Origin of the sequence: Dyadobacter sp. OTU695 (assembly GCF_038440355.1) — a bacterium.
GTDB lineage: Bacteria > Bacteroidota > Bacteroidia > Cytophagales > Spirosomataceae > Dyadobacter.
On record NZ_JASATN010000010.1, the window covers coordinates 1 to 17,208 of the forward strand.

General features: G+C 49.7%; 15 protein-coding genes. 6 read left to right on the top strand and 9 right to left on the bottom strand.

The genetic code is table 11. The annotated features are described in order from the left end of the window. Positions 1-73 precede the first annotated feature (73 nt). Positions 74-1,000 (top strand): DUF1338 domain-containing protein, encoded by a 927-nt coding sequence (locus AAHB90_RS18545; RefSeq protein WP_342086694.1) that lies wholly within the window; start codon positions 74-76, stop codon positions 998-1,000. 3 nt (positions 1,001-1,003) lie between these two features. On the opposite strand, the gene AAHB90_RS18550 is transcribed toward AAHB90_RS18545, so the two are convergent. Genes AAHB90_RS18550 through AAHB90_RS18560 form a run of 3 tightly spaced genes read right to left on the bottom strand, consistent with a single transcriptional unit; the run spans position 1,004 to position 3,538 of the window. Beyond that, positions 1,004-1,300: a hypothetical protein gene (locus AAHB90_RS18550; RefSeq protein WP_342086695.1), complete on the bottom strand. Its 297-nt coding sequence runs from the start codon at positions 1,298-1,300 to the stop codon at positions 1,004-1,006. Further along, positions 1,300-1,563, bottom strand: a complete 264-nt coding sequence (locus tag AAHB90_RS18555) for a DUF4160 domain-containing protein (protein WP_342086696.1) — start codon at positions 1,561-1,563, stop codon at positions 1,300-1,302. The genes AAHB90_RS18550 and AAHB90_RS18555 overlap by 1 nt, the downstream gene beginning before the upstream one ends. Before the next feature lie 37 nt (positions 1,564-1,600). Further along, positions 1,601-3,538: an SGNH/GDSL hydrolase family protein gene (locus AAHB90_RS18560; protein WP_342086697.1), complete on the bottom strand. Its 1,938-nt coding sequence runs from the start codon at positions 3,536-3,538 to the stop codon at positions 1,601-1,603. A 101-nt stretch (positions 3,539-3,639) separates the two neighbouring features. Between AAHB90_RS18560 and AAHB90_RS18565 the strand changes: the two genes are divergently transcribed. After that, positions 3,640-3,924 carry a hypothetical protein gene (locus tag AAHB90_RS18565; protein WP_342086698.1) on the top strand — a complete coding sequence of 95 codons (285 nt, stop codon included), beginning with the start codon at positions 3,640-3,642 and terminating at the stop codon, positions 3,922-3,924. A gap of 222 nt (positions 3,925-4,146) precedes the next feature. On the opposite strand, the gene mraY is transcribed toward AAHB90_RS18565, so the two are convergent. From mraY to rsmH, 5 genes are all read right to left on the bottom strand, one after another. Beyond that, positions 4,147-5,361, bottom strand: coding sequence for a phospho-N-acetylmuramoyl-pentapeptide-transferase (gene mraY, locus AAHB90_RS18570; protein ID WP_342086699.1), 1,215 nt, complete (start codon positions 5,359-5,361; stop codon positions 4,147-4,149). 71 nt (positions 5,362-5,432) lie between these two features. Beyond that, positions 5,433-6,908, bottom strand: a complete 1,476-nt coding sequence (locus tag AAHB90_RS18575; RefSeq protein WP_342086700.1) for a UDP-N-acetylmuramoyl-L-alanyl-D-glutamate--2,6-diaminopimelate ligase — start codon at positions 6,906-6,908, stop codon at positions 5,433-5,435. Between the two features lie 6 nt (positions 6,909-6,914). Continuing rightward, entirely contained in the window at positions 6,915-9,059 is a 2,145-nt protein-coding gene (locus AAHB90_RS18580; RefSeq protein ID WP_342086701.1) for a penicillin-binding protein, read from the bottom strand. Positions 9,060-9,080: 21 nt separating this feature from the next. Continuing rightward, positions 9,081-9,503 carry an FtsL-like putative cell division protein gene (locus tag AAHB90_RS18585; RefSeq protein ID WP_342086702.1) on the bottom strand — a complete coding sequence of 141 codons (423 nt, stop codon included), beginning with the start codon at positions 9,501-9,503 and terminating at the stop codon, positions 9,081-9,083. Positions 9,504-9,725: 222 nt separating this feature from the next. After that, on the bottom strand, positions 9,726-10,643 hold the full coding sequence (rsmH, locus tag AAHB90_RS18590) for a 16S rRNA (cytosine(1402)-N(4))-methyltransferase RsmH (RefSeq protein WP_342086703.1): 918 nt from the start codon (positions 10,641-10,643) through the stop codon (positions 9,726-9,728). Positions 10,644-10,783: 140 nt separating this feature from the next. On the opposite strand from rsmH, the gene AAHB90_RS18595 reads away from it, so the two are divergent. The 4 genes from AAHB90_RS18595 to AAHB90_RS18610 all read left to right on the top strand — a co-directional run bounded on the left by AAHB90_RS18595 (position 10,784) and on the right by AAHB90_RS18610 (position 15,587). Beyond that, on the top strand, positions 10,784-12,031 hold the full coding sequence (locus AAHB90_RS18595) for a peroxiredoxin family protein (RefSeq protein ID WP_342086704.1): 1,248 nt from the start codon (positions 10,784-10,786) through the stop codon (positions 12,029-12,031). A gap of 130 nt (positions 12,032-12,161) precedes the next feature. Then, positions 12,162-12,629: a MarR family winged helix-turn-helix transcriptional regulator gene (locus AAHB90_RS18600; RefSeq protein WP_342086705.1), complete on the top strand. Its 468-nt coding sequence runs from the start codon at positions 12,162-12,164 to the stop codon at positions 12,627-12,629. A 36-nt stretch (positions 12,630-12,665) separates the two neighbouring features. After that, positions 12,666-15,071: a 3-hydroxyacyl-CoA dehydrogenase/enoyl-CoA hydratase family protein gene (locus AAHB90_RS18605; RefSeq protein ID WP_342086706.1), complete on the top strand. Its 2,406-nt coding sequence runs from the start codon at positions 12,666-12,668 to the stop codon at positions 15,069-15,071. A 72-nt stretch (positions 15,072-15,143) separates the two neighbouring features. After that, entirely contained in the window at positions 15,144-15,587 is a 444-nt protein-coding gene (locus AAHB90_RS18610) for an RrF2 family transcriptional regulator (RefSeq protein WP_342086707.1), read from the top strand. Here the strand turns inward: AAHB90_RS18610 and AAHB90_RS18615 are convergent. Further along, positions 15,579-17,204 carry a hypothetical protein gene (locus AAHB90_RS18615; protein ID WP_342086708.1) on the bottom strand — a complete coding sequence of 542 codons (1,626 nt, stop codon included), beginning with the start codon at positions 17,202-17,204 and terminating at the stop codon, positions 15,579-15,581. The genes AAHB90_RS18610 and AAHB90_RS18615 overlap by 9 nt on opposite strands. Positions 17,205-17,208: the final 4 nt, after the last annotated feature.

A 17,208-nucleotide genomic window follows, 5' to 3' on the forward strand; every position in this document is an offset into this window, starting at 1 on the left:
AGTTAAAGCTGACAGCTTTTTATTAATTCGAACTTCTGCAGATTCACTTCATAATCATCAAACACCGAAAATTATGGGAACGTCAGCCAGCAAACTTGCCATCCTCGACATTGTCCTGAACGGCCTCATGCGCCGCTACAAGGAGCGCGTGCCGGATGTCGGCATTATCCTCGACGCCATGGTGAGCGACGGAATCGTCAAAAGCACCAGCGACATCGAAAACGATCACATTGCATTCCGGACGATGGGTGTGCCGCAGTTGGGAGTGAAGTCTTTTGAGAAAATATTCCTGCATTTCGGCTACGAAAAGCGCGACCATTACTTTTTCGAAGGCAAAAAGCTCGATGCCTGGTGGTACAGCCCGCCCCGCGCAACCGACCCGCGCATTTTTGTGAGTGAGCTACGCGTAGGCGATCTTTCCGAAGAAAGCCAGCACATCATCCACAGCTACACCAACGAAGTGACCGTCGACGGCATCGCCACAGACCCGGTCGACTATCTCGACCTCGACAATGGCGAGGCGGTAGATGCATTCCTGCACCAGCCGTTATGGCGAACGCCGACGACTGCCGACTACCAATCATTGCTTCAAGAAAGCGAGTATGCGGCTTGGGTAATTTACAACCGATATTACCTCAACCATTTCACCATCAGCGTCCACAATCTACCGGAGGGTTATAATACCGTCGCCTCATTTAACGATTTCCTTGAAAAACACGGCATTAAACTGAACACGTCAGGCGGAAAAATCAAGGTAAGCCCGGACGGCGGCCTGCTTCAAAGCTCGACCGTGGCAGAAATGCTCGACGCCGAATTTGCGAATGGCGAAAAACTGCGCATTTCAGGCTCCTACGTCGAATTCGCGGAACGGAAAGTGCTGCCTGAATTTGCCAGTCTCCCGGCCGGTGAAATTAAGAGAAAGCACCGCCGCGACGGTTTCGAAGCTGGGAATGCCGATAAGATTTTTGAGAGTACTTATACTACGCAGACGGGGCGATAGCTGCTAAGCCAGTGTCGAATTTTCGAAAAGAACGTCGGGGCAAAAATCCAGCGGAGCAGGGATCAAACTACCGTCATAGTCTTCCATTTCGGTCATGTTTTCCCAAAGAATGGTTCTCCCATCTGTCTTTGCCCTGGCGAATGTCTCAGGTTGGAGCAGTTTACCAAACAGGCTTTCTCGATTACCTTCATATTCCGCAAGAAACTTCCCGAAATCTGTAACCCGGATCTGGTCATCAGTCCAGAGTGCTTTGATGACGTATGGCTTTACGGATAATATTTCTTTAATTCTCGGATTCATTATTGTAGCGGCTTGATCTTTCGCAGCCTTCCATTGTCCTTCTGGGACTCTTCGTAGTTCAAAACCAATTCTTCCCTGTAAAGTTCCACCCACGCCTGAATCAATCTTATCTGCTTTCGGGGCAAATCCCCGACGATCACATTCCCCGTTTCAATTGAAAACTGCGCCTCCTGCCCGCCATACTCAGCATGAAAATGGGGAGGAAGGTGATCTTTGAAATACATATAGATAATAATTCCGAAAAACCTTGAAATTTCAGGCATGACGAATACGGTTAAGTGTGTGGAAACAAAACGCTATTTACTCATTAACCAGCAAATGCACAACCCGCAAGGCATTCCCCTCGCTCTTCTCATTTTTCTCGCTTGAAATCGTCAAATGCAGCTTGTGTTTCCCGGGTGACAGTTCATCCGCTAACATCAGGTACCAGGGCAAATGCAGCTGGTTGCTCCAAGGCGTGTAGGTATCGAGCGTCTGGGCCTTCTTACCGTCGATCGTGTAGGTGATTTTGCCCGCGTCGGGCCCGGAAATGATGGCGATACCTACGCCGCGGCCTTTAAAATCGAAGTCGAAAGAGGCATTCGCGGCTTCACCGACCAGCATGGGCACATTTACAAAACCTGGGCGCGTCTGGAATTTTACTTTGGGTTTCCAGTCGGGATCTAGCGTGAAGCCTTTCAGGTTTTTGGCTTCTTCGAGGTTATGGTAACTACCTTTATCGTACGTGAAACGGTCCATAGGCGCCGGCAGTTTCACCTCCCCTGTCGCGGGTGATTCCATTTTCAGCATTTCCTTGATGGTCTGCGCGTATACTTCCTGGCCGTAGGGCGACGGGTGCAGGTCTTTGAAATCATACTTCCAGGTAAATTCGCCGGCTTTGATGCGGTCGTAGACTTCTTTGGCCAGATTAATATAAACAGCCCCATAATGTCTGGCCACACGCTCATGCACGCTTACCTCGATGGGCTCTTTGCCTGCTTCGTAATCGTCGTTTTTCTTAGGCTCGGCAAATGCCATCATAACGACGTCCGCTTTGGGATTAGCCGCATACATTTGCCTTAAAATACCATCCAAACCCCTGATCTGCGCTTTTTCACTAAAACCATTACCTCTATCGTTCACCGCCGCTTCTACAAAAAGCAGATCAGGCGTACCTTTCGCGAGCACATCGCGGCTGAAACGCATCGAATGCGGGGTACTTCCTAACGAAGGTATACCGGCTGCGATAAATGTAAATTCAGTCTCCGGAAAATGCTCCTGCAAATACTGGGATGTTTTGTCTCGCCAGCCCGGATTATGCGTGATGGAGCCTCCCAGGAATGCCACAACACCTTTTTTGGATGTCCTGAATTTTTCAAATGCATTGCCCAGGCCCTTGTTAAAAGTAATGTAAGGCGTGTGAGGCAGCGGTTTCTGAACCGGCACGCTGTTTTCTTCTATGAAATTGGCAAAAAACTCAGGATGCTCGATCGGGAAATGGTGGCCTTCGAGCGTCTGCTCGCCGCGCGTCATCGGGTACACGCTCACGGGCCCGCCCAATGCGAGGTAGTTTTTAACCAGCAGATCGGTATTTTCCGTCACCGGCGCGTGTTCATCTTTTAAACCTACGACATGAACAATCGGCACTTTGAATGCCGCAAGGCCAGCCAGGTCGTTTAATGGAATGTCGGTGAAATTGGCCGCCTGCTCCTCGGTCATATTGAAGATTTTTTTCCATGCCTCCCAATCCTTCGGCGAACCTTTGCCCTTACCCTTGCCTCCGGGCCAGCTTTTGGGGTCGGCAACGGGCGCCTCGGCGTAAATGCAGCTCACTTTGTCGGGATTCCGTTTGGCCCAACCGTACACATACAAACCGCCACGGCTCACGCCCTCCAGCGCTACTTTGGGTGCGAACTGCTTCTCTTTCACGAGGTAATCGTAGAATGCATCCCAAACCTGCATGGCTTTCGGATGGGCGAACATGTCGTTGGTGTTGACGTAGGCCATGTGAAACCCGCGTGTGAGCAGGATACTGTCCATATCGGTGTGCCATGTGGGGAAATGCGCGCGCCACACCCAGGGGTTGCCTTCAATGGCCTTTTTAGGTTTGACATACCACGCATTCCGGTCCTGAAATGTGAATTCCACTTTTTCAAAACCCTTCCATTGAGTCGTTTTTTCGGGGGTTTGGGCGGAAATATGGGATCCCGACAGCGCGAATACCACTATCAGAAGGAATGCAAATCTTTTCGTTTTCATAGTTTTCAAAAGCAATAATCCGCCCCATTTTACCGGGAGGCACATTGGCTTTGGTATGATATTTTAAATGTTAACCCTGAAAACAATCTTGAAAAAGACTTATGGATAAGATCGAAAAGTTTAAGACCATGGAGAAAATCCTGCGCGAGATCGAGGATTTGAAAAACAGCGAAACTGCCGTGATCAAGAAGATTGGTCAAATTGAAACAGAAAACATGAACGTCAACGTCCAGAACCTCGACAAATCGTTGAACGAGATCTACGACGGTGTTTATAAAAACCTTCAGAACGTAGAAAACCTTCAAAACGAGTTCACCGAAACGGTAGCCGATTTCAAGGACAAAAACAAGATTACTGATGAGATGTTAATGGAACTACGAGAATAAATTACCCCAATATCGACAGACTAAAAACCACAAGAAGCTCCGATTCGCATGAATTGGAGCTTCTTGGTTGATGTGGGAACAAGAAGATCTCAGTCTGAGCGTAGTCGAAGACAGTCAGTACTGTAGGGCCTGTCTTCGACTGCGCTCAGACTGACATCGCGCTCTCTTCCTTAATCCCTTTCCTCCTTCCTCCCCTTCTTCCCTTTCCTCCTCTTTCGCCCTCTAACGCAGCTTCAATGTAGCCAGCGTCAGAATCGCGAGGATGATGCCGACGATCCAGAAACGGGTCACGATTTTGGCTTCGTGGATGCCTTTTTTCTGATAATGATGGTGCAGCGGCGACATGAGGAATATCCTTCGCCCTTCGCCGTATTTCCTTTTGGTGTATTTAAAATAGCTGACTTGTAAAATGACGGACGCGTTTTCGACGATGAAAATCCCGCACATGACCGGGATCAGCCACTCTTTACGGATCGCCAGCGCCACTACCGCAATGACCCCACCGAGCATTAAACTCCCCGTATCGCCCATAAATACCTGCGCCGGATACGCATTATACCATAAGAACCCGACACACGCCCCGATGAATGCGGCACAGAATATTACCAGCTCACCCGAGTTGGGAATGTACATGATGTTCAGGTATTGTGAAAACTTAGTGTTACCCGACAAATAGGCCAGCACACCAAGCGTGAGCGCGATAATGCCCGAAACGCCCGCTGCAAGGCCGTCGATACCGTCGGTGATATTAGCGCCGTTGGAAATGGCGGTGATGATAAAAATCGCGATGATCGTGTAGATAACCCAGGTATATTCTTCGGGTAACCAGCCAAAAAGCAATGTTCTGTAATCGAATTCATTGTTTTTGATGAATGGAATAGTAGTCACCGTTGGGTGGATAATGTCGCGGTAGCGCTGCACTTCGCCCAGGCTCGAACTGAGCACCGGCTGGTCGTAGACGCGAATTTTGACATTGTCATTGAAAGACAGCGTAATACCAACTATCAATCCCAAACCTACCTGACCGACGATTTTGAAACGCCCGGCCAACCCGTCCTTGTTGTTCTTGAATTTTTTGAGATAATCATCCAGAAACCCGATACCGCCTGTCCAAAGCGCTGTGATAAGCAGCAAAACGATGTAAACATTGCTCAGCTTGGCAAACAGCAAAACCGGGATCAGCAACGACGCCAGAATGATGAAGCCACCCATGGTAGGTGTCCCCGCCTTTTCCATTTGCCCGGCCAGCCCAAGATCGCGGATCGACTCGCCCATCTGCTTTCTCCGGAGCAGATTAATGATAGACTTTCCGTAGGCGGCAGCGATAAACAGAGACAAAACCGTCGCCCCCAATGCCCTGAACGAGATGTATTGGAATACCCCGGCACCGGGAATGTTGAATTGTTTGTCTAAATAATCGAAGAGATAATAGAGCATGAAAAAGCGTGTTGGGATGACGGCTGCAAAATTGGTTTTTTTAATAGACTACGCCAAAAGCATGGGAACTTTTAATTGCCTGTCCGCTTTGCAAACACCTCCATTAGCACCTCCTTGTCGTCGAAATGATGTTTTACGCCTTTCACATCCTGGTAATTTTCATGTCCTTTGCCGGCGATCAGGATAATATCGCCCGGCGAAGCTTCAAGTCCCGCTTTCAGAATGGCTTCGTGGCGGTCTTCGATCACGGTTGTTTTTTTGTAATCCAGCGGCGGCACACCATTACGCATCTGATCGAGAATGTCCATCGGCTCCTCAAAACGCGGGTTATCCGACGTCAGGATCACGCGGTTGCTATACCGGCAGGCGATTTCAGCCATTTTAGGACGCTTTTCAGCGTCGCGGTTGCCACCGCAGCCTACTACCGTTACTACCTGCTCATTGCCCTGCCGCAAATGGGTGATTGTTTCCAGCACGTTTTCGAGCGCGTCGGGCGTATGTGCGTAATCCACAATGCCGACAATATGATCCGCCGAATGGAATTGCTCGAAGCGGCCTGGAGGGCTTTTAAGGTTTGAAAGCTCGGTCAGCACAGCCTCTTCCTTTTCTCCCAAAAGCACCGCTGCACCATATACTGAAAGCAAATTATAAGCATTGAAGCGACCAATCACGCGGAACCACACCTCCTGATTGTTGATCTCCATATGCATTCCCGCGAGCGTATCGGAAATAATTTTACCTTTAAAGGTCGCGAGCGTTTGCAAGGAATAGCTCTCGATGCGCGCTTTGGTATTCTGCACCATTACGTTGCCGCGGCGGTCGTCGATGTTCACCAATGCGAACGCCGACTTAGGCAATGCATCAAAGAAGCCCTTCTTGGCTTTAATATAGTTATCGAAAGTCTTATGGAAATCCAGGTGATCGTGGGTAATGTTCGTAAAAATCCCCCCCGCGAAATGCAGGCCTGTAATGCGGTGCTGCGCTACCGAGTGCGAGCTCACTTCCATAAATACGTGGCTGCAATTACGTGCAGCCATCTGGGCCAGTAATGCATTTAATGCTACGGAATCGGGCGTGGTGTGAGTGGAAGGGATTATTTCATCCTCGATCTGGTTCTGAACCGTCGATAGCAAACCACAACGATAACCCAGCGCCCGGAAAAGCTGAAACAGGAATGTGGCAACCGAAGTTTTGCCATTCGTACCGGTTACCCCCACCAGTTTAACTTTTTTAGAAGGATGCCCGTAAAATGCCGCGGCGATCAGGCCCATTGCCGCTGCCGAATCCCCGACTTCTACATAGGTAACATCTTCCCTTACGTTTTCGGGCAACGCTTCACACAAAATGGCCGTCGCTCCAAGTCCGACGACAGTTTCTATAAATTGATGACCATCGACTTGCGTGCCGCGCAATGCTACAAAAAGGCTTCCAAGCAGTACTTTTCTGGAATCCAGAATGATATTCTTGACCTTGATATCGGCATAACCATGAATAATGGCTCCTTTAACTTCGCCGAGCAGGCTGCTCAAAATTGGATCGTTTTCCATGAAGGATTATTGTAATGTAAGCAGGATTGTCTTGCTTCCCGATTTATTGGTACCCGGTGGCAACGATTGTTCAATCACTTTGCCCGAGCCTCTGAATGTTACCCTGAAACCCTTGTTTTCCATTAAATACAAAGCATCCCGCATCGACATCCCTTGCAGGTTCGGTACATCACGGGAATCTATCTCCCGCGGGTTCCATTTGGTTTTACCCTTTTTATAAAGTGACGCCGCCGCATATTCGCTTTCCTCCGGAGCGGGTGTCATATTCAAAGTTTTGCTGATCACATTCAGATCGCTGGTAATTCCGGCCCATTTCACATCCTGCGATTTTTCGGGAATTGAATCCTTCACCGGTTTTTGAATGGCTACGTCGTAGGCATAAATGCGGTCGGCAACCTCTTTGAAAACGGGGGCGGCTACACTTCCTGCATAACGGGTGTAATCCGCACCGGTGCTCTTGGGGTTATCAATGATCACGATGCAGCTATATTTAGGCTTGTCGGCAGGGAAGTAGCCTGCAAACGAGGTATAGTTTTTCCCTTCCGTATAAACGCCGTTGATCAGTTTCCGGGCGGTACCGGTCTTCCCGGCAATCTGGTACAAATCGCTTTTAATGTGTTTTGCCAAACCGGCATTTACGACACCTTCGAGCATTTTCTTCACCTTGCGAATCGTTTCGGGCGAGGCAATAGGCTTTTCTTCGACGTAGGGCGGTATTTTGTCTTCGATTTCTTCCGCATTCCGGATCTCTCGTACGATCATCGGCCGCACCCAGTAGCCATTGTTGGCCACGGCATTGTAGAAGGCAAGCGTTTGCAGAGGCGTCATCTGCATTTCATAGCCATGAGCCATGAAATACATCGAGTAGCTGCTCCATTGCTTTGACTTGCGATCGCGGATCAGCGGGGGCTTTTCGCCCTTCATGTGAATGCCCGTCGGCTGGTTCAGGTGGAACTGTTTTAAATACTGCAGATACTTGTCGGGCTTATTGGCAAAATACCGCTGCATGAGCTGTACGATACCAATGTTGGACGATTTTTCCAGAACCTGCGAGGCGGTAATGGTACCGAACCCGCCGCGGTGGGCGTCGCGGATCACATGGTTGCGGAACTTCATCGCCCCGTTTCCGGTATTGACCATCACCTGGTCGGGATCCATATGCGTTTCTTCCAGCAAAGCCATCATCGTCGCGAGCTTGAATGTAGAGCCCGGGTCGTTGCTGCCTGCCAATGCGTAGTTAAAAACTTCCTCGTACTTGCCGGGACCGCGCTTGGTAAGGTTCGCCATGGCTTTGATTTCGCCGGTAGCCACCTCCATAATAATCACCGAACCGAAATCCGCGTCCATTTCCAGCAGTTTCCGGCGCAGGGCGATCTCCGTACGCTCCTGGTAGTTCATGTCGAGCGTCGTGTAAATGTCCCTTCCCGCTGCCGGCTGCACATTCAATGCATCCCCGACCGGGATTTTCAGCCCGCCTTCCACTTTCTCCACCCAGCCTATACCCGGCCTTCCTTCCAGTTGCTTATCGAAACTGGCTTCCAGGCCAATGTAGCCGCGACCGCTTTTCGGGTCAATCCCGCCGATGGTACGGTCGGCCATCGGGCTGAACGGCTTGTAACGTTTGTAGATCGTTTCGAATTTGCCGCCGCCGCCTTTTCTGTTTTTGGCAAAAAACGGCCACTCCTTGATCCGCTCCCGCTCCAAATGCGTAATTTCCTTGCTTTTCAGGCGCAGGTAACGCTTGCTCTTGCTAACGCGGTAGCGCATGATTTTGCTCTTATAGCCTTCCGCGGTGTTTTCCTTGAAATTTTTGGCGAGAAGCGAAGCCAGCTCGTCGATATGGTTATAGAAATAGGTCGAGTCCGCGACTTTTGTATCAAAACCTACATAATAATAGGGTAATGACGTTGCTAAAAGGCTGTTATCACTGGCGTAGATATTACCGCGCATCGCGGGGATCGTATCCAGTTTGAGGTCGTTCTTTTCCGAATATTCGGCCCAGGTTTTCCCTTTGAAGGTATCGTAGTATTGAACCCGTATCAGTTTCACAAAAACCATGATCGCCAATATAAACAGCAGCCAGCCAACCAGCCGTGCCCGGTTGATCAGCGCTTTTTTATTGTTCTGGCCGCTTTCGACTTCGTTTTTCATAAGGCGTTGAGAAAAAAACGGCTATTCTTCGTCTTCTTTTAAAATGATTTTCTTGGGCGGGGTAAGGTTTTCAACCAATCCTTCGGCCTGTACTTTCTCTACCACCACCGATTGCTTGCCCGCCCGCTCATATTCCGCGTGGATGGAAGTGTATTCCGCTTTCAGGTCGTCGACCTCCTTTTTAAGCTTAATGCTTTTCCGCACATAATCTTCCGACTGAAACCCGATCCGCTCGTAAGCGACGAGCAATATGATCACCCAACCGAAATAGTAAAAATATTTGACCGGCAAACGCTCTTCCTGGCCCGGCAATTTCTCGCCGAAAACCTTATCAAGGGGTAAAAACTTGTTCAGCCAGTTGAATAATGAATATTCCCTTTTTCGCCGGGGCGGTTTGGGTGGCTTCGGCGGAATTGGTTTCGGGCGCTTTTTATTTTCAGCCATGTGTAACGTTACGTTAAGTATTTGAGCGTCGTGCGTCTTGTCAGATATGGTCAGGAGGTTGTCAGGTATTGTCAGGAAGTAGTCATTTGCTGTCAGGAGATTGTCATTTATTGCAAAATATTTCTCGCAAATACTACTTCTGACCACAGTTGACTATCAATGACCATAACTGACTACAAATGACTATTTATGACTACACCTGACCATTTCACAGCCGTACCCTTACCCCTTTTCGGCAACGCGCAACTTGGCGCTCCGGGCGCGTGGGTTCAGCGCCACCTCTTCCGCCGTCGCCTCGATAGGCTTGCGTGTGACGCTTTTCAGCGGCTTGATCTCGTTCCCATAAAAGTCCTTTTCGACTTCTCCGTAAAACTTACCTTTTTGAATATAATTCTTCACCAGCCTGTCTTCCAGCGAATGGTACGACATGACCACCAGCCTGCCATCAGGCGCAAGCACCTCAGGCACCTGCGTGAGGAACTCTTCGAGAACGGCCAACTCATCATTCACCTCGATCCGCAATGCCTGGAACACCTGCGCGAAATACTTGTTTTCGCGGTGCTTGGGCGCGTAGCGCATGAGAATGCCTTTCAGGTCATTAACGGTTTCAATGGGCGTATTGTATCTGGCCGCTATAATCGCCTCGGCGGCGGTACGGGCATTGGTAACTTCTCCATACATGCCCAGAATGCGTTGCAATTCCGCTGCCGAGCGTGTTTTGACCACTTCACGCGCCGTTTTTTCTATATTGGGGTTCATACGCATGTCCAGGTCGGCGTCAAAACGGGTAGAAAACCCCCGCTCGGGCGTGTTGATCTGGTGCGATGAAACGCCCAGATCGGCCAGGATGCCGTTCACCTGTGGCGCTTTGTTCAGTTTCAAATACCGTTTGAGATGCCTGAAATTGGCCGGAATGAATGTAAACCGGTCGTCGTCCTTGAATTCCAGCGCGTTGGCAACCGCATCCGGGTCCTGATCGAAAACCAGCAACCGGCCAGTCGTTAATTTGTCCAGAATGGCCCTGGAATGCCCGCCGCCACCGAAAGTAACGTCGACATAAATGCCATCAGGCTGTATTTGAAGGCCTTCCAGACACTCGGACAACATGACGGGAACGTGGTAGGTACTAGGCGAATCCATTTGTTAAAAGCAATGTACTGAGGAACTATTTCCGGCAAAGCGGCAGTTACAAACTTAGCAATTTTCAAGCGTAGGAATCACGCCCGCGCGGGGAATTAATTTTGACACCACACATCGCATTAAACACCAGTAAATTGAATATGAGACTCCTGTTATCGTTTGGAATACTATCTTTTTTTATCCTGATCAACAGTTTCCAGGCATTCTCCGACACACCGGTAAAGTCGGGCATCTGGCGCGCAACACTTACCCGCGACAAACAACAGCTGCCCCTGATACTCGATATTGCGCAAAATCCCGACGGCAAAACGCTTTCCGTTCATATCATCAACGGTACGGAAAAGCTGAAAATGGACAGCGCTTATTTCGAGAACGACTCGCTCGTGATCCCTATGATGATGTTCGACGCCAAAATCATCGCCAAATCCACTGGCGACGAGCTGAAAGGTACTTACTACCGCTATGCCAACGGCGCAGTGGCCGGCTCATTGCCTTTTGAAGCAGAACAGGGAGAAAATTATAAGTTTTTCAAAAAAGGCGAAGCCAAAAGCAGCCGTAATGTGAGCGGCAAATGGGCCACCACTTTTAAAAACCCAGCCACCGGCGAAGAATCGTTTGCGGTGGGAAACTTCACCCAGCAAGGTACCGACGTAACCGGCTCGTTTCTGACGCCAACCGGCGATTACCGCTTTTTGACCGGCAGCGTGAACGGCGACAGTCTCTATTTGTCAACCTTCGACGGCTCCTTTGCAATGCTTTTCAAAGCAGGCTTCCAACCGGATGGATCATTGAAAGGCAACCAGTGGTCGGGTGTAAAAGCATTCAAAACCTGGACCGCCAAGCCTGACGCCAACGCCAAACTGCCGGACGCAACCAAGATGACCTTCCTCAAACCAGGCTTCGAAAGCGTGGATTTCGAATTAAAAGATACCAAAGGCAAAACCTGGACATTAAAAGACCCACGTTTTGCAGGCAAGCCTGTCATCATCCAGATCATGGGCTCGTGGTGCCCCAACTGTATGGACGAAACCAATTACCTCGCTCCGTGGTACAAAAAGAATAAGAAGCGCGGAGTAGAGATCATCGGGCTTTCGTTCGAGCGCACTGACAAACCCGAGATCGCGAACCCTAAAATAGACAAGATGGTAAGCCGTTTCGGCATTGAATATCCCGTAGTACTCGCCGGTACCAGCTCGGATGCCTCCACCGCAAAGGCTTTGCCAATGCTGAACAAAGTCATGTCCTATCCAACCACTATTTTTATCGACAAACACGGCAAAGTCCGGGAGATCCATACGGGCTTCAACGGTCCGGGAACAGGCCATTATTACGACGAGTTCGTGGCCGATTTCAACACCTTAATGGATAAGCTCATCAGCGAAAAATAGCAGAAGCACACCGTCACATTGCGAGGCGGTGTGCTTTTTTTTGGCCCCAAATTAGTATGCTTGCATAATACTCATCACATTGCTTACATTTGTGATAAGGGCATTCTGATACCAATAGCTTTTTGAAACGATGCGTAAGGAAAAAACAATTGATTTCCAGATTAAATGGGCGTGGCATTCTATTTCGAGGATGTACAATGCCTATGCCGCCCGTTTTGACACGACGATGGCCGTCGGCTATGTCCTGCTGAATATCGATATTGAACACGGCACTCCGGCCACGAAAATAGCGCCGTTACTCGGCATGGAGCCGCGCAGCCTTGTGCGGATGCTTAAAAATCTTGAAGAAAAAGGCCTGATCCGCCGTGAAGTGAGTAAAGACGACAAACGTTTCGTACGCATTGTACTGACCGAGCTCGGCAAAGAAAAACGTGAGCTTGCGCGCGAGGGCGTGATCTCGTTTAATACCATGATCCGCGACAAGATACCGCTCGACAAACTGGTCGTATTTTTCGACGTCATCAAAGATATAAACCGATTGGTGGAGGAAGAAAACCAGAAGCTGAAAGCCGGCGAAGTTGCCGGGGATCTGGAATAACCATCAATCAAATCCTGAAAACCAACCTGAGTAAAAATGAATCGTTCCATTCGTAAAGTAGCTGTTCTTGGTTCAGGCATCATGGGCTCGCGCATTGCGTGCCATTTTGCCAATATAGGTGTCGAGGTGCTCCTGCTGGACATTGTGCCTAAAGACCTTAACGACGCCGAAAAGGCGAAAGGCATTACCACCGATCACCCGGCATTCCGCAACCGGATCGTGAACGATTCGTTCCAGGCGACGCTCAAAGCGACGCCGGCGTCGCTATACAGCCCGGCATTCGCCTCGCGGATCAAGCTCGGCAACTTCGACGATAACCTGGCGGATATCAAAAATTACGATTGGGTGATAGAGGTGGTCGTGGAACGACTGGACATCAAAAGAAGCCTTTACGAAAAAGTGGATGCGCTTCGTAAGGCGGGTACGTTGGTAACTTCCAATACATCGGGTATTCCAATTCATTTAATGGCCGAGGGCCGGAGCGAGGATTTCCGCAAGAACTTCGCGGGAACACACTTTTTCAACCCGCCGCGTTACCTGCGCCTGCTGGAAATTATTCCAACTGCCGATACCGATCAGAGCGTAGTCGACTTTCTGATGCATTACGGCGAACTGTTTTTAGGTAAAACCACCGTCCTCTGCAAGGACACGCCGGGCTTTATCGCCAACCGGTTGGGTATTTACGCATTAATACAAACCATCCGCGTGGCCGAAGAAATGGGCCTAACGGTGGATGAAGTAGATAAACTGACCGGCCCGGTTGCCGGACGCCCGAAATCGGGCACTTACCGGCTTTCGGACGTGGTCGGGCTTGATACTACCGTGCACGTCGCGAATAACCTGTACGCTTCGGGCGAAGGCAAAGACGAGTCCCGCGATGCATTTGTACTGCCTGAGATCATGCAGAAGCTGTTTGATAACAAGTGGTTGGGCGATAAAACGGGCCAGGGTTTTTATAAGAAGATCAAAGACGAGAAAGGTAAATCGGTCATTCTGGCGCTGGATTTCAAAACACTCGAATATGTGCCTTCGGGCAAGGTGAAATTCGAAACGCTGGAAGGTACCAAAGCCATTAGCGATATTTACAAACGTTTCGGCGCACTGGTAGCGGGCAAGGACAAGGCCGGCGATTTTTACAGGAAAACATTCGCGGACGTATTCCGGTACGCCACATTCCGCATTCCTGAAATCTCCGACGAAACATTCCGGATCGATCAGGCGATTACCGCTGGTTTCGGCTGGCAATATGGCTTATTCGAAACCTGGGACGCGATCGGTGTGAAAAATATGCTGGCGATCATGGAATCGCTGAACCTGAAACCCGCCGAATGGGTATACGAAATGCTGGCTGCGGGGAATGAGTCGTTTTATAAAGTGGAGCATGGCAAGCGGTTGTATTATGATATTCCTTCGAAATCTTACAAAAAAATTCCAGGTCAGGACAGCTTCATATTGCTCAGCAATTTATCCAATAATATTGTGTGGAAAAACGCCGGCGCAAACCTCTACGACATCGGCGACGGCATTCTGAACCTCGAATTCAAGTCCAAAATGAACACGATGGGTTCGGAGGTCATCGAGGGCATTCAGAAAGGTATCAGCATTGCGGAAAAGGATTTTCGCGGGCTGGTAATTGGTAATGAGGCGGTAGAAGCATTTTCGGCCGGTGCGAACCTCGCCATGTTGTTCATGTACGCAATCGAGCAGGAGTTCGACGAGATCAATCTGGTGATTTCACAATTCCAGCAAACGATGATGCGGGCACGGTACTCGTCGATACCGGTCGTGGTAGCGCCTCATACGCTTGCGCTCGGGGGCGGCTGCGAGCTCACGCTGCATGCGGATAAGGTGGTTGCCCATGCGGAAACTTATATCGGACTAGTGGAATTCGGGGTGGGATTGATCCCTGCGGGTGGTGGTACGAAGGAAATGGCATTGCGCTGCTCGGATATGTATCAGGCCGGTGATCCCGAATTGAATATTTTACAGAATGCATTCATGAACATCGCACAAGCAAAGGTATCCACCTCCGCACACGAGGCGAAAGCCATGAATTACCTGCAGGAAAAAGACCAGATCGTGCTGAACCGTTCGCGACTGATCGCGGAAGCCAAACAGGCGGCCGTGGACCTTGCGGAAAACGGCTACACACAGCCCAAACCACGCCACGACATTAAGGTGCAAGGTAAAACGGGTATCGCATTGTTCCTGGCAGGCATTACCCAAATGCGCCTTGCCAATTACATTACTGATCACGATGCTAAAATTGCGGGTAAACTGGCCTATGTGATCAACGGAGGTGATTTGAGCTACCCGCAGCTCGTTTCGGAACAATACCTGATCGATCTCGAACGGGAGGCATTTCTTTCGCTATGCGGCGAGAAAAAGACGCTAGAAAGGATGCAGGGGCTGCTTAACGGTGGAAAACCACCCAGAAACTGATCGGGAATTATTGTTTCACCAAATTATGTTTCATCTTTACGCTTGCTGACCCAAAAGTACATTTGATCAACAATGATTTCGAAAAAAGCTAAATATGCCCTGAAGGCCCTCAAAGTTCTGGCGGAACAATACGGAAAAGGACCGGTTTTAATCTCCTACATTGCTGAAAAAGAGAAAATTCCGAAAAAATTCCTTGAAGCCATCCTGCTCGATCTCCGGAACAACGGCGTTCTTCAAAGCCAGAAAGGTAAAGGCGGTGGCTACCTGTTACGCGTCCCTCCCGGGGAAGTGAACTTCTCTAAAGTACTGCGGATCATCGACGGCCCTATCGCGCCGGCACTTTGCGTTTCGATGTTCTTCTACGGCAAATGCGATGATTGTAAGGACGAAGAAACTTGCAGCCTGCGCACCGTGCTGGAAAGATGGCGGGATGCCAACCTCGCGGTACTGGATAAAACGACGCTGAGCGATCTGTTGCAGGCTGAAAGTGCAGCGCCCACAGACATTCTATCGTAAGGTTGCTGCGCGGGAAACCGCCACGCGATCGTTGCGAATGTACAACCGCACATCGTCGTACTCGCCAAGCAAAGTGTAGTGATTACGGATATATTGATTTAACTCAGGGTAGCTTTCGATGCCCTGAGTTTTTTTGTCCTGTACCCAATGGCTGTTCTTTCCTACTGCATCCAGCACAAATGCGGGCTGTGTCCGGGCTAGATCAGACATATAACGTTTGCGGTAGGTGTCACGCATCGGATGTTCGAAAATCGACCGCTCCGAGTGGTTTTCTGCGGTTCCCTGCGCCAGTTGCGCTTCTACATAATAAGAACAGTTCCAGCCCCATACAACCATATAGTCACCTTTTTTAGTTCTTTTCAGGATTTCCGCCACTACCGGACTTTCCTGCAATTCCGTCTTGCCCACTGAATCGAATGCATTCAACCGGCGCTCCTTTACAAAATGCAACGCGTCGTAACATCCAAACCAGAGCATTATCACCGTCGGAAATGCTAACGACCAGCTTTCCACAGCGGACAAGCCGTAGGCAGCCAGTAGTGTCCAAGGGATAATGCAAAAATTCAGATAATGAATAAAGTCGTTGCCCGACTTAGTAACGGCATAAATACTTGCCAGGATCAGGAAAAGAACGGTAAACGTAACATGGAAATCCATTTTGCCCGGCACGTAAAGTCTTACGATCCTGATCAACCCGATCGCCATCGGGACTGCTAATGCAAGGCTGAAAAATTGAAAGTCGGTGGAAAGTACAATGATTTTGTAGAACTGCGAAGGAATGTCCAGGAAACCGGCGCCGCCTGCATAAATAGCGTTCCCGAGCAGATAAAAATCAATGAAATCATCGAATACACCGTATGAAAGGGTGAATACAAGAAAAAACAGCGGTATGGTGAGTCCGCCGAGAATCAATGCCGCGGCGGCTTTTAGCCCGCCAGGCCGCTGGAAGACAACCCAAAATGCCGACAGTACAAGCACCGCGACCAGCGGTATTGCTTGCAGTTTTGCGAACGGAACCGCTCCTGCTGCCAAACCCAGAAAATAGAGGCCCGACGCCGAGGGCGCGGTTTTAGAGTCGAGGCGCGAAAGCTGCCAGAGACAGTACGCCAGCAACAAGGCCGGAAGCTGCTCGCTCGAATAATGCACAAAATCGATTTCCTGCGTAAATGCCAGAAAAAGCAGCGGTACAATGGAAACCCGCCGGGCAATGGTTATTCCAAACCAGTTTTTGACCGAAGAAAAAAGCAGAAGCCACGCACCCGCGACACATAGCAGCCCCATAAAACGGGCCGAGCTGTAATCGAGCTGAAAACCAAACAGTTTGGGAATGACAAGGAGATAGTTGTCAAGCGGACCGATCGTCGTCCCGTCCACCGATCGCCAGTATACCGGATCCTGAAAGAGCGTCGCCGCATGGCTGAGCATCTGGCTTTCGTCCTGATTGAGCTCGCGGTTGAAAACGATCACCGGCAAACGCATAAAAACGAGCAATATGATGCCCGTTAACAGGTAAGTGCGGGTCGATATCGATTTAGATTGTGAGGCAAGAATGACAAAACCCGCCAATAAGTAGCCTATGAGCCAGTATACAGGAGGAGAATTGTCAAAACTGATCATACGA

What these genes read in the sequence shown, in the direction of transcription:
- AAHB90_RS18555 (WP_342086696.1), bottom strand. Translation starts at nt 1,563, where the DNA reads ATGCCTGAAATTTCAAGGTTTTTCGGAATTATTATCTATATGTATTTC.
- AAHB90_RS18595 (WP_342086704.1), top strand. Translation starts at nt 10,784, where the DNA reads ATGAGACTCCTGTTATCGTTTGGAATACTATCTTTTTTTATCCTGATC.
- AAHB90_RS18575 (WP_342086700.1), bottom strand. Translation starts at nt 6,908, where the DNA reads ATGGAAAACGATCCAATTTTGAGCAGCCTGCTCGGCGAAGTTAAAGGA.
- AAHB90_RS18600 (WP_342086705.1), top strand. Translation starts at nt 12,162, where the DNA reads ATGCGTAAGGAAAAAACAATTGATTTCCAGATTAAATGGGCGTGGCAT.
- rsmH (WP_342086703.1), bottom strand. Translation starts at nt 10,643, where the DNA reads ATGGATTCGCCTAGTACCTACCACGTTCCCGTCATGTTGTCCGAGTGT.
- AAHB90_RS18550 (WP_342086695.1), bottom strand. Translation starts at nt 1,300, where the DNA reads ATGAATCCGAGAATTAAAGAAATATTATCCGTAAAGCCATACGTCATC.
- AAHB90_RS18545 (WP_342086694.1), top strand. Translation starts at nt 74, where the DNA reads ATGGGAACGTCAGCCAGCAAACTTGCCATCCTCGACATTGTCCTGAAC.
- AAHB90_RS18580 (WP_342086701.1), bottom strand. Translation starts at nt 9,059, where the DNA reads ATGAAAAACGAAGTCGAAAGCGGCCAGAACAATAAAAAAGCGCTGATC.
- AAHB90_RS18615 (WP_342086708.1), bottom strand. Translation starts at nt 17,204, where the DNA reads ATGATCAGTTTTGACAATTCTCCTCCTGTATACTGGCTCATAGGCTAC.
- AAHB90_RS18565 (WP_342086698.1), top strand. Translation starts at nt 3,640, where the DNA reads ATGGATAAGATCGAAAAGTTTAAGACCATGGAGAAAATCCTGCGCGAG.
- AAHB90_RS18560 (WP_342086697.1), bottom strand. Translation starts at nt 3,538, where the DNA reads ATGAAAACGAAAAGATTTGCATTCCTTCTGATAGTGGTATTCGCGCTG.
- mraY (WP_342086699.1), bottom strand. Translation starts at nt 5,361, where the DNA reads ATGCTCTATTATCTCTTCGATTATTTAGACAAACAATTCAACATTCCC.
- AAHB90_RS18585 (WP_342086702.1), bottom strand. Translation starts at nt 9,503, where the DNA reads ATGGCTGAAAATAAAAAGCGCCCGAAACCAATTCCGCCGAAGCCACCC.
- AAHB90_RS18605 (WP_342086706.1), top strand. Translation starts at nt 12,666, where the DNA reads ATGAATCGTTCCATTCGTAAAGTAGCTGTTCTTGGTTCAGGCATCATG.
- AAHB90_RS18610 (WP_342086707.1), top strand. Translation starts at nt 15,144, where the DNA reads ATGATTTCGAAAAAAGCTAAATATGCCCTGAAGGCCCTCAAAGTTCTG.